The organism is Dictyoglomus sp. (genome assembly GCF_049968615.1).
GTDB lineage: Bacteria > Dictyoglomota > Dictyoglomia > Dictyoglomales > Dictyoglomaceae > Dictyoglomus > Dictyoglomus turgidum.
This window is the reverse complement of sequence record NZ_JBMFQK010000011.1, coordinates 49354-59971: the sequence shown is the minus strand read 5'-3', so window position 1 is coordinate 59971 and position 10618 is coordinate 49354. Positions and strand designations below refer to the sequence as shown.

General features: G+C 35.1%; 11 protein-coding genes. 9 read left to right on the top strand and 2 right to left on the bottom strand.

Features of this window, described 5'->3' with window-relative positions:
- On the top strand, positions 1-519 hold a 519-nt coding region (locus tag ACP5QL_RS07980; RefSeq protein ID WP_428126765.1), incomplete at its 5' end, for a TaqI-like C-terminal specificity domain-containing protein.
- 132 nt (positions 520-651) lie between these two features.
- On the opposite strand, the gene pyrE is transcribed toward ACP5QL_RS07980, so the two are convergent.
- Together pyrE and ACP5QL_RS07970 are read right to left on the bottom strand one after the other, a co-directional pair.
- Entirely contained in the window at positions 652-1221 is a 570-nt protein-coding gene (gene pyrE, locus ACP5QL_RS07975) for an orotate phosphoribosyltransferase (RefSeq protein ID WP_428126757.1), read from the bottom strand.
- 17 nt (positions 1222-1238) lie between these two features.
- Positions 1239-2261, bottom strand: coding sequence for a radical SAM protein (locus ACP5QL_RS07970; protein WP_012583289.1), 1023 nt, complete (start codon positions 2259-2261; stop codon positions 1239-1241).
- A 68-nt stretch (positions 2262-2329) separates the two neighbouring features.
- Between ACP5QL_RS07970 and ACP5QL_RS07965 the strand changes: the two genes are divergently transcribed.
- The 8 genes from ACP5QL_RS07965 to ACP5QL_RS07930 all read left to right on the top strand — a co-directional run bounded on the left by ACP5QL_RS07965 (position 2330) and on the right by ACP5QL_RS07930 (position 10547).
- Entirely contained in the window at positions 2330-2977 is a 648-nt protein-coding gene (locus tag ACP5QL_RS07965) for a cyclase family protein (RefSeq protein ID WP_428126746.1), read from the top strand.
- A 7-nt stretch (positions 2978-2984) separates the two neighbouring features.
- Positions 2985-4079 (top strand): glycosyltransferase family 4 protein, encoded by a 1095-nt coding sequence (locus ACP5QL_RS07960; protein ID WP_273334225.1) that lies wholly within the window; start codon positions 2985-2987, stop codon positions 4077-4079.
- A gap of 34 nt (positions 4080-4113) precedes the next feature.
- Complete coding sequence (locus ACP5QL_RS07955; protein WP_428126772.1) at positions 4114-4866, top strand: zinc dependent phospholipase C family protein; 753 nt, start codon at positions 4114-4116, stop codon at positions 4864-4866.
- Positions 4867-4882: 16 nt separating this feature from the next.
- Positions 4883-5674 (top strand): S-methyl-5'-thioadenosine phosphorylase, encoded by a 792-nt coding sequence (mtnP, locus tag ACP5QL_RS07950; protein WP_012583293.1) that lies wholly within the window; start codon positions 4883-4885, stop codon positions 5672-5674.
- The gene (gene mtnA / locus ACP5QL_RS07945; RefSeq protein WP_012583294.1) at positions 5671-6705 is read left to right on the top strand and encodes an S-methyl-5-thioribose-1-phosphate isomerase; all 1035 of its coding nucleotides are present in this window, start codon (positions 5671-5673) and stop codon (positions 6703-6705) included. The genes mtnP and mtnA overlap by 4 nt, the downstream gene beginning before the upstream one ends.
- Positions 6702-7982, top strand: a complete 1281-nt coding sequence (locus ACP5QL_RS07940) for an amidohydrolase (protein WP_012583295.1) — start codon at positions 6702-6704, stop codon at positions 7980-7982. Before mtnA ends, ACP5QL_RS07940 begins: the two co-directional genes overlap by 4 nt.
- A 12-nt stretch (positions 7983-7994) precedes the next feature.
- Positions 7995-9296 (top strand): asparagine--tRNA ligase, encoded by a 1302-nt coding sequence (gene asnS, locus ACP5QL_RS07935; protein WP_012583296.1) that lies wholly within the window; start codon positions 7995-7997, stop codon positions 9294-9296.
- Between the two features lie 120 nt (positions 9297-9416).
- Entirely contained in the window at positions 9417-10547 is a 1131-nt protein-coding gene (locus ACP5QL_RS07930) for an ABC transporter substrate-binding protein (RefSeq protein WP_428126734.1), read from the top strand.
- Positions 10548-10618 lie beyond the last annotated feature (71 nt).

Below are 10618 nucleotides of genomic sequence, written 5' to 3'. Positions count from 1 at the left end.
GAGGGCAGAAGAAAAGGACTTTTAAATCGTGATGACCAAGGCGATTACTGGTGGGAACTCAGGGATTGCGCCTACTACCCTGAATTTGAAAAGGAAAAGATTGTGTGGAATAGAATAACATATCAAATTATTTTTTCTTATGTTTTGCCTAATTATTTTGTATTAGACAGTACATTTATGATTACAGGCAAAAATCTGAAATATTTAATTGGTTTGCTAAATTCAAAAGCCATTGCTTATTGGATAAATTTATCTGCTGCTACTTTAGGAGAAGGCAGCTATGGAGCGAAAATCTATATAGAGAATGCACCAATTCCTCCCATCACTCCCCAAAACCATCACATAGTAAAAGAGATAGAAAATCTTGTCTCCCAAATCCTCTCCCTCACCCAATCCCCTGACTACGACCAGAATCCACAAAAACAAGCAAAAGTTAAAGAACTTGAAAAAGAAATAGATAAATTAGTTTATAAACTTTATGATTTAACAGAGGAAGAAGTTAAAATAATAGTTAGATAGGGAAAAAATGATCTGTAAGTTATAAACATTATGATATTAAACGACTTTCAAATCAATTTTACACAAAAAGAAAACACGTTCTCCTCTCTCAAATCCTCTTTACCAAGTCTCCTGACTACAACCAAAATTTTATCATCTTAATCCTCTACTTCCTGGCTTTACAAGGGGTACCCCCTCTTTACACAAGGGACATTCCTCGGGTTTATAAGTATCAAGTTTCAATTGGATCAAAGAGTATAAAGGTTCATCAAAGATTTTTTTTCCGCCACTTCTATCCACAATACAGGCAAAAGCTACCACTTCTCCTCCATACTCCTTTACCAACTCTGCCACCTCTAACGCAGATCCGCCTGTAGTTACTACATCCTCACATATAAGAACCTTTTCTCCAGGATTTATATTAAAACCTCTTCTTAATTTCATTTTTCCCTCTTCTCTTTCTGCAAAAATTCCTCTCACTTTTAATGCTCTTGCAAGTTCATAAGCAACAATTATTCCTCCAAGAGCAGGTCCTACTACTACATCTATCTGTAAGTCCTTTGGAATTTTTTCAGCAATTTCTTTGGCAATTTTTTCAGAAAGGTCAGGATATTGAAGAATAAGAGCACACTGAAGATAGTTTGGACTGTGAAGTCCTGATGAAAGCAAAAAATGCCCCTCTAAAAATGCTCCTTTTTCTTTAAATATCTCAAGCCAATTCATAAAAGTTCATTCCCTCCCTAAATAAGATATTTATAAAAATTCTTTGGATTTAGCTCTTGAGAGAAGGGGAAGATTTCATTTATATATCTTCTTACATCTACACATAAGTGACATTTGCCTACATATCCCTCTTGTGATTTTTTAAATCCAAATTTTTCTGCATATTTCATAAGTCCATAGGGACCTTCTTCTACTAAGATTTTTACAAAAGGAAGTTTTTCCAAGTCAAAGTTTTCATAGAATTCTTCTAGGTCTTCTATTTTGCCTAAGGATAATCCTCCACAAAAATATGGAATATAGTTTCCATAGAGATCAAAATGAGCATGTTGAGATTCTAAGATTTCAAATCTGCAATTTTCTTCCCTAAAAACTTCTGCCGAATATTTTTTAAATAAATGTCCTAAGTAGAAGCCTGATCTTCCTCCTGGAATTAACGCATAGCCTTCCCAAAAGATATACCCAGCCATTTTCTCCCCATAAATTTCTATCCATTTTTCTAATGGTATAGAGTTTTCAATATCAATTTTTGCAATCTCTCCTAAAAAGTGCTCCATGTATACAATAACGTTTTTGGGTCCAAATACTTCTAAGGCAGTTTCTATAGCAAGAAGAGTTCTCTTTAATGGAATTTTCTCTGCGTGAAAGGGAGAACAGCTTATAAATATTTTAGGAAGGCCTGATGATTTTAGAAGGGAGAATTTTTCATATACATCTTCTTTGTTTATACACCAGCTGGCATTGGTTTCCACATAACCTATGTATAAACCAAGTTCTTTTGCTTTTTTTACTGCATAAAGTAGGAGAGGGAAATTTAAGAAGGGCTCTCCTCCTGCAAAATGAATACCATGGAATAGTATATTTTTATCGGGGGGAGGAGTATAGTCCTTCCATATTTTCTTAGTTCCATTGAGTAGCGAGTCTAAGTATTCTCTACTTATAAAGTCCGTCCACTCGGGACCTGAAGCATATAAACAATGTCTACATCTTGATGAGCACTTATATGTAAGTATTATTCCTAAGGAATCTATAGGAAGAAGCATATTTTAATAATACCATAATTTTTGCTATGATTATAGTATGACTATATCTTAGCAGGGAGGATTTTGAAATGAAAATTCTTTGGGATAAGCCCATAGATGTGAGTCTTTTAATTCATGAGGATATGCTTTTTTGGCCCAATGATCCTAAATTTCAAAGGGAATGGGTAGCAAAAATATCGGAAGGTAAGAATGCAAATCTTTCAAAGATAACTTTAGGGTCTCACACAGGAACCCATATAGATACGCCTTACCATTTTCTTGACCATGGCAAAACTCTTGAAAATATTGATATATCCAGATTCTATGGTTTTGCTAAGGTCTTTGAAATAAAAAATCCTAATAAGATTCTCTTACAAGATATTGAGACTTTGCCTATTGAAGAGGGAGACATTATTCTTTTTAAAACAAAAAATTCTTTACTTTTAAAAGAGAACATTTTCCACGATGATTATGTTGGTTTGTCACTTGAGGCTGCGAGATATCTTGCGGACAAGAATGTAAAGACCATAGGAATAGACTATTTATCTATAGGTCCAAGAGGAGATGAGGGCAGAGAAGTGCATAGGATACTTTTAGGTAAAGAAATAGGGATTATAGAAGGTTTGAATCTTTTAGAAATAAAAGAGGGAAGGTATTTCATGATGGCTCTTCCCTTAAAGATTAAGGGTGGAGAGGGCTCTCCTGTAAGGGCTATTTTATTTCCTATAGAGGAATAGATGTCTTATGAGAGTTGCAGTTGTCCATGATTGGATCGTTAATATAGGTGGTGCTGAGAAGGTATTAAAGGCAATTTTAGAGCTTTTTCCTGATGCTGATGTTTATACTCTTGTTTATTTAAAGGATACCCTCAGAAAATTAGGGATAAATAATAAGGTTTATTCTTCCTTTATTAGTGGACTTCCTTTTGCAAAAACAAAATATTCTTACTATTTACCTCTTATGCCCTTAGCTATTGAGCAATTTGATTTGTCTAAATATGATCTTGTTATCTCTAGTAGTCATTGTGTAGCAAAAGGAGTATTAACGAAATCTTATCAGATCCACATTTGTTATTGTCATACTCCCATGAGATATATTTGGGATCTATATTTTCCGTACTTAAAGGAACATAAATTAGAAAATGGTATTAAGGGTATATTTGTGAAGCCTATTCTTCATTATCTAAGAATATGGGATGTTTCAAGTGCTAATAGGGTAGATTATTTTGTTGCCAATTCTCAAAACGTAGCAAATAGAATAAGGAAAATATATAGAAGGGATTCTGTAGTAATATATCCTCCTGTGGATGTGGAAAGGTTTCTTCCTTCTTATAAGAAAGAGGATTATTTTATGGTGCTTTCTCGTCTTGTTCCATATAAAAAAGTAGATTTAGTGGTAGAAACTTTTAACGAGCTAAATCTTCCTCTTGTAGTGATTGGTGATGGGGAAGAAATGGGGAAGATTAAAAAGATGGCAAAGGAAAATATAAAAATTTTGGGTTGGCAAGAGGATGATGTGGTAAAGGAGTATCTTGCAAAGGCTCAAGCTTTAATCTTTGCCTCTGAGGAAGATTTTGGTATCGTACCTGTGGAGGCTCAAGCATGTGGTACTCCTGTAATAGCCTATAATAGAGGTGGTGCTAAGGAGACAGTAATTGATGGAGAAACAGGGATACTCTTTGAGGAACAAAATGTAGAAAGTCTAAAAAAGGCTGTTTTGAGATTTTTAAAAGAGAGGGATAATTTTCAAAGGGATAAAATTATGGAGAATGCTAAAAGATTTTCTGAGGATCGTTTTAAAAGGGAATTTAAATCCTATATAGAAGGGATAATAAGGTAGAAAATTGAAAATTTATGATAAAATAACTAATGTTATGAGAGGGAAATTAATAATCCGAAAGACAATTTTTTTAAGTTTTTTAATTATTTTTATTTTATTTTTAAATCCTATATTTGGATGGTCTGCCAAGACTCATCAAAAAATTGTCAAGGAGGCTCTTTATTCTTTGCCAAAAGAATATCAACGAAAACTTGTGCCATATTTAGATGAGCTTCTTGAGGGTAGCGTAGCTCCAGATAAAGTATATAGAGATTTTGATAATCATATATTCCATGTTCATGGGAATAAGGGTAGAGGTCCTGAAAAGGTGAGAGAAAAGTATTATGAGATTATTAGTCTAATTCAGGAAAGGAAGCCTTGGAGACTTATTGCTTTTCAGCTTGGAGTTCTATCCCATTATATTGCTGATTTAAATCAGCCTCTTCATACCGATTCAAGTAAAAAGGAAGATCAGTTTCATAGCAAGTACGAAAAAGATGCCGAGGTGATAAATCCTAAAATTACTTCTGATTTGACCTTTATTAAGTATCCTACAAGGCATATTTTAGATAGTATATTTAATGCGAATCGCTTTTATAAAGCTATAGAAAAAGCTTATTTAGAGGGAGACCAGTTTAAGGATGTTTCCAAAGTTACCCAAAAACAGATAAATAAGGCAACCTACGATACTGCATCCTACTTCTATAGTATCCTTACAAGAGGAAGTAGGGGCACCACATTGATGGATCTAATTTATGATTTTATTGACTATATTTTTTCTTTGTTTAGGATCAATTTTAAAATGTAGTTGGGAGGAATTTCCTATGAGAATTGCAATAATTGGAGGAACGGGTGTTTATGATCCAAAATTTTTGGAAAATCCTGAAGAGATTAAGGTTTCTACTCCCTATGGGGAGGTAAAGCTTTTAAAAGGGATATATCAGGGAGAAGAAGTAGGATTTCTTGCAAGACATGGGGCAGGACATACAGTTCCACCTCATAGAATAAACTATAAGGCGAATATGTGGGCTTTAAAAAGCCTTGGGGTGGAAAGAATACTGTCAACTACTGCTGTGGGGAGTTTAAAGCTTAATTTAGTTCCAGGGGATTTAGTAATTCTTGATCAGTTTATTGACTTTACTAAGAATAGAGATCATACTTTTTATAACGGTGATGATGGTAAAGTAATTCATATAGATTTTACTAATCCTTATTGTCCTGAATTAAGAAATATTTTATATGAGACATCTAAGGAAATAGGAATAAAGGCTCATCCCTTTGGGACTTATGTATGTACCGAGGGACCTCGCTTTGAGACTCCAGCAGAGATTAAAATGTATTCTTTCTTCGGAGACGTGGTGGGTATGACCAATGTGCCCGAGGTTATTCTTGCAAGAGAACTTGAAATCTGTTATGCATCTGTATCCTTAGTGACTAATTATGCGGCCGGTATATCTCCTAATCCTTTAACTCACAGTGAGGTTCTTGAGGTTATGACACAAAATATTGAAAAAGTAAGAAAATTATTTGCAGCAGTGATCCCTAAGATTCCTAAGGAGAGAAATTGTATTTGTAAGAATGCACTAAAGGAGTATAGGGAGAAGGGATTGTTATGAATCCAATTGAATGGAAGAATAATATCTTATACATTTTAGATCAGACAAAACTTCCTTGGAAAGAAGATTATATTCTTTGTTTCAAGTATCAACAGGTAATAGATGCAATTAAAAAGATGAAGATTAGAGGGGCACCAGCTATTGGAGTTGCAGCTGCTTATGGTATCACTTTAGCTGCTATAAAGTATACGGGTTCGAATCTTGCTGACTATGTTCACGAAGTTATAGGAGAGTTTGCAGTATCAAGACCTACTGCGGTAAATCTTTTCTTTGCTATTGAAAGAATGGCAAAGGTGGTCAATTCTAATAAAAACTTATCTCCATCGGAATTAAAAATTTTGCTTCTTGAAGAAGCTAAAAAAATAGAGAATGAAGAAAGAGAGAAATCCATAGCAATATCAAATTTTGGAGCTGAAATACTACCAGATGGTGTAAAGGTTCTTACCCATTGTAATACAGGGAGTCTTGCAACAATTGGTCCTGGAACTGCTCTTGGAATTATTAAGGAAGGATGGAAGAGAGGAAAGATATCTCATGTGTATTTCACTGAGACAAGACCTCTTCTTCAGGGAGCAAGACTTACAGGTTGGGAGCTTGCTAAGGAAAATATTCCAGCTACCATGATAACTGATAATATGGTAGGATATGTCTTTTCTAAAAAGATTGTAGATCTGGTAATTGTAGGTGCTGATAGGATTACCTTAAGAGGCGATGTGGCAAATAAGATAGGCACTTATTCTTTCGCTATTCTTGCTAAATATCACAATATTCCATTCTATGTGGCTGCGCCTATTTCTACCTTTGATTTTAATCTTGAAGCTGGTAGTGAAATACCTATTGAAGAAAGAGAACAAGAAGAAGTACTCTCCTTTGTTAATAAAAGAATAACCCCAGAAGGGATTTCGGCTTTAAATCCTGCCTTTGATGTTACTCCCGCAGAACTAATTTCCGGCATTGTTACTGATAAAGGTGTGATTTATCCTCCCTTCAAGGAGAATATTCAGAAATTAAAGGAGGAACTTAAATTATGAGAATCTTGATTGAGAATGTTAGTGTTTTCCAAGAGGGTGATATTCTTAATAATAAAAATATTCTTATTGAAAATGATATTATAAAAGAAATCTCAGAAGATAAAAATTTTGAGAAAATAGATTACGTGATTGAAGGAAAAAATAAAATAGCTTTGCCTGGACTTGTTAATACTCACACTCACCTTGCCATGACTCTTTTTAGAGGATTTGCTGACGATCTTCCCCTTAAGGAGTGGCTTGAAGAAAAAATCTGGCCTCAAGAGGCGAAATTAACGGCCGAGGATGTTTATTGGGGAAGTCTTTTAGGAATATGTGAGATGATTAAAGGGGGAACTATTGCTTTTGCTGATATGTATTTCTTTATGGATGAAGTGGCAAAAGCAGTAAGTGAAAGTGGTGTAAAAGCTTCTTTGTCAGTGGGTATGATAGGAGTCTCTGGGAATGAGAATGAGATATTAAATAGAGGGGTAAATTTTGCTCAAAATTGGCACAATGCTGAAAATGGAAGAATTAAGGTTATGCTTGCACCTCATGCTCCTTATACTTGTCCACCTTCTTTTTTAGAGAAGGTCATAAACAAAGCTGTGGAGATGAATTTAAGTATTCATACTCATCTTTCAGAGACATACTTGGAGGTAGAAAATATCAAAAACATTTATGGTCTGACTCCAGTAAGACTTATGGATAGAATTGGACTTTTTAATGTTCCTGTTCTTGCAGCCCATTGTGTCTTTGTAGATGATGAAGAAATAGAGATACTTTCTGAAAAAGGGGTAGGTGTGGCTCATAATCCTCAAAGTAATTTAAAACTTGCATCGGGAGTTGCTCCTGTGAAAAAGATGGTAGAAAAAAGGGTAAAAATAGGTCTTGGTACTGATGGGCCTGCAAGTAATAATAACTTGGATCTATGGGAAGAGATAAGATTAGTAGCTACGTTACATAAGGGAGTAGAAAAGGATCCTGTTTGTATTCCTGCTAAAGAAGCCTTAAATATGGCTACTAAAAATGGAATGGAGATTTTAGGTTTTGAGAATTCTGGAATTATTAAGGAGGGATATAAGGCAGATTTGATTCTTGTGAATATTAATAAACCTCATTTTTATCCAAGGCATAATCTAATTTCTCACCTGGTTTATTCTGCTTTATCTTCAGATGTGGATACGGTAATTGTGGATGGAAAAGTTTTGATGGAAAAGAGGGAGCTAAAGATTCTTGATGAGGAAAAGATCATGTTTGAGGCTGAAAAAAGAGCCTTTGATTTAATTAAAAAAAGATAGGAGGATGAAGCTATGGCAGCTTCTTGGGTTTATATCGAAGATATACCAAGGATCCAAGAAGGAGAAGTTGAGATAAGAGGTTGGCTTTTTAACAAAAGATCTAGTGGCAAAATTGTATTTCTTATAATAAGAGATGGTACAGGATATATTCAAGGAGTAGCTACTTTGGATAATTTCACCGAAGAGGAGTTGGATAGTTTTGAGAAAATACCTATTGAATCCTCACTTATTGTGGTTGGAGATTTGAGGAGAGAGCCTAGAGCTCCGGGAGGATACGAATTACTACTTAAAAGAGTTAATATAGTTTCTTATTCTGAAGATTATCCTATACAGAAAAAGGACCACTCTGTAGATTTCCTTCTTGAGAGGAGACATCTTTGGATTAGATCTCGTAAACAAAATGCCATTTTAAGAATAAGAAGTGAAGTAGTTAAAGCTATTAGAGATTTTTTGGACGAGAAAGGATTTGTTCTGATTGATGCTCCCATACTTACCCCTTCTTCCTGTGAAGGTACAACTACTCTCTTTTCTCTAGATTATTTTGATCTTGGGAAGGCATATCTTTCTCAAAGTGGACAATTATATATGGAAGCAGCTTGTATGGCTTTTGGGAAGGTGTACTGTTTTGGTCCTGCTTTTAGAGCTGAGAAGTCGAAAACCAGAAGGCATTTGACAGAGTTTTGGATGGTTGAACCTGAGATGGCTTTTTGGGATTGGCAAGATAATATGAAACTTCAAGAGGAATTAGTAAGCTATATAGTCCAGAGGGTTTTGGAAAAGAGAAAAAGAGAATTAGAGATTTTAGAGAGGGATACAAAACCTCTTGAAAAGGTTGTGCCTCCTTTCCCAAGGATAACTTATAGGGAAGCTATAGAGATTCTTAAGAGGAATGGACAAGATATAGAATATGGAGATGATTTTGGAGGTGACGAAGAGACCATAATATCAAATCAGTTTGATAAGCCTGTATTTATTCATCATTATCCTGCTAAAATAAAACCTTTCTATATGCAACCAGATCCAGAGAATCCCAATGAGGTTCTGAATAATGACCTTTTAGCTCCTGAAGGATATGGAGAAATAATTGGAGGTAGCCAAAGGATACATGATCTGAAACTTTTAGAGAAAAAGTTAGAAGAATACAATTTACCAAGAGAGGTTTTTGAGTGGTATTTAGATTTGAGAAGATATGGAAGTGTTCCTCATTCGGGATTTGGGCTTGGGATTGAAAGAACTGTGGCTTGGATATGTGGATTAAAACATGTAAGAGAGGCAATTCCTTTCCCAAGAATGATATATCGAATTTATCCATAGATAATTAAGTTGACATTACTACATAATTTGGTTATACTTGAATTACTAAGAACAGGGATGTTCTGTTAGAGGAGCATCCCTGTTTTTTATTAATACACATAATTTTAGGGAGGTGAAGATATGAAGCGTTTTGTTAAAATTTTCGTTATTGCACTTTTAGTTCTTGCCCTTTTTGTTCTTCCTTTGCAAGCTGCAGGAACAATTAAAATTGGGGGAATCTTTCCTATCACAGGACCAATTGCAACCTTTGGAATTTCCTGTTCTAATGGGGCTAAGATGGCTGTAGAAGAAGCTAATGCAAGAGGTGGAGTATTAGGAAGCAAAATAGAGCTTATTATTGAAGATGATCAATATAAGCTTGAAGAGGCTGCAAACGCAGCTAAGAAGTTAATAGAGAGAGACAAAGTTGTGGCTATTGTTGGTGGTGTTACAAGTTCCGAAGCTCTTACCATTGGACCCATAGCTCAAAGTGCAAAAGTGGTGCTTGTTACAGGTACCGCTACAAATCCGAAGGTTACCCAAGTGGGAGACTTTATTTTCAGGGTATGCTTCTTAGATGATTTCCAAGGTGAAGTAATGGCTAATTTTGCATATAAAAACTTAAAAGCCAAAACAGCTGCAGTACTTACTGCTGTAACCAGCGATTATAGTAAAGGTCTTGCCGATTCTTTCAAGAAAAAATATGTTGCTCTTGGAGGAAAAATTGTAGCAGACGAATCCTATTCTGAAGGAGACACTGATTTTAGGGCACAGCTTACTAAAATTAAAGCTTCAAAGCCTGATTTTGTCTTTGTTCCAGGATACTATTCTGATGTAGCTCCTATTTTAAACCAGGCAAGAGAGCTTGGTATTACAGTACCTTTTGGTGGTGGTGATGGTTGGGATTCTCCAGAACTTTTGAAACAAGCAGCAAAAGCAGCCGAAGGGTGTTTCTATACAAACCACTTCACTCCAGACGCAAAAGATCTTTTGGTTCAAACTTTTGTGAAGAACTATACAAAGAAATATGGAATGGCTCCTGATGCTCTTGCAGCTCTTAAATATGATGCTATGAAGTTCTTATTAGAGGGTATTAAGAAAGCAGGAACAACTGATCCTGTAAAGATAAAAGAAGCTTTGGCTTCTATGAAGACCTTTAGAGGGGTAACTGGAAGTATGACCTTTGATGCTAACAGAAATGCTATAAAGAGCGCATTTATACTTCAAATTAAGGGTGGAAAGGTAGTCTACTATACCACTGTAAAACCTTAATAAGGTATGGGGGGATAGAAAATATCCCCCCTTTTATGTATAATTTAATCTTGATTAGAAAGGCTAAATAG

Excerpts from the sequence above, each read along its gene's own strand:
- mtnA (WP_012583294.1), top strand. The coding sequence starts at position 5,671 with ATGAATCCAATTGAATGGAAGAATAATATCTTATACATTTTAGATCAG.
- ACP5QL_RS07960 (WP_273334225.1), top strand. The coding sequence starts at position 2,985 with ATGAGAGTTGCAGTTGTCCATGATTGGATCGTTAATATAGGTGGTGCT.
- pyrE (WP_428126757.1), bottom strand. The coding sequence starts at position 1,221 with ATGAATTGGCTTGAGATATTTAAAGAAAAAGGAGCATTTTTAGAGGGG.
- ACP5QL_RS07955 (WP_428126772.1), top strand. The coding sequence starts at position 4,114 with ATGAGAGGGAAATTAATAATCCGAAAGACAATTTTTTTAAGTTTTTTA.
- ACP5QL_RS07970 (WP_012583289.1), bottom strand. The coding sequence starts at position 2,261 with ATGCTTCTTCCTATAGATTCCTTAGGAATAATACTTACATATAAGTGC.
- ACP5QL_RS07930 (WP_428126734.1), top strand. The coding sequence starts at position 9,417 with ATGAAGCGTTTTGTTAAAATTTTCGTTATTGCACTTTTAGTTCTTGCC.
- ACP5QL_RS07965 (WP_428126746.1), top strand. The coding sequence starts at position 2,330 with ATGAAAATTCTTTGGGATAAGCCCATAGATGTGAGTCTTTTAATTCAT.
- asnS (WP_012583296.1), top strand. The coding sequence starts at position 7,995 with ATGGCAGCTTCTTGGGTTTATATCGAAGATATACCAAGGATCCAAGAA.
- mtnP (WP_012583293.1), top strand. The coding sequence starts at position 4,883 with ATGAGAATTGCAATAATTGGAGGAACGGGTGTTTATGATCCAAAATTT.
- ACP5QL_RS07940 (WP_012583295.1), top strand. The coding sequence starts at position 6,702 with ATGAGAATCTTGATTGAGAATGTTAGTGTTTTCCAAGAGGGTGATATT.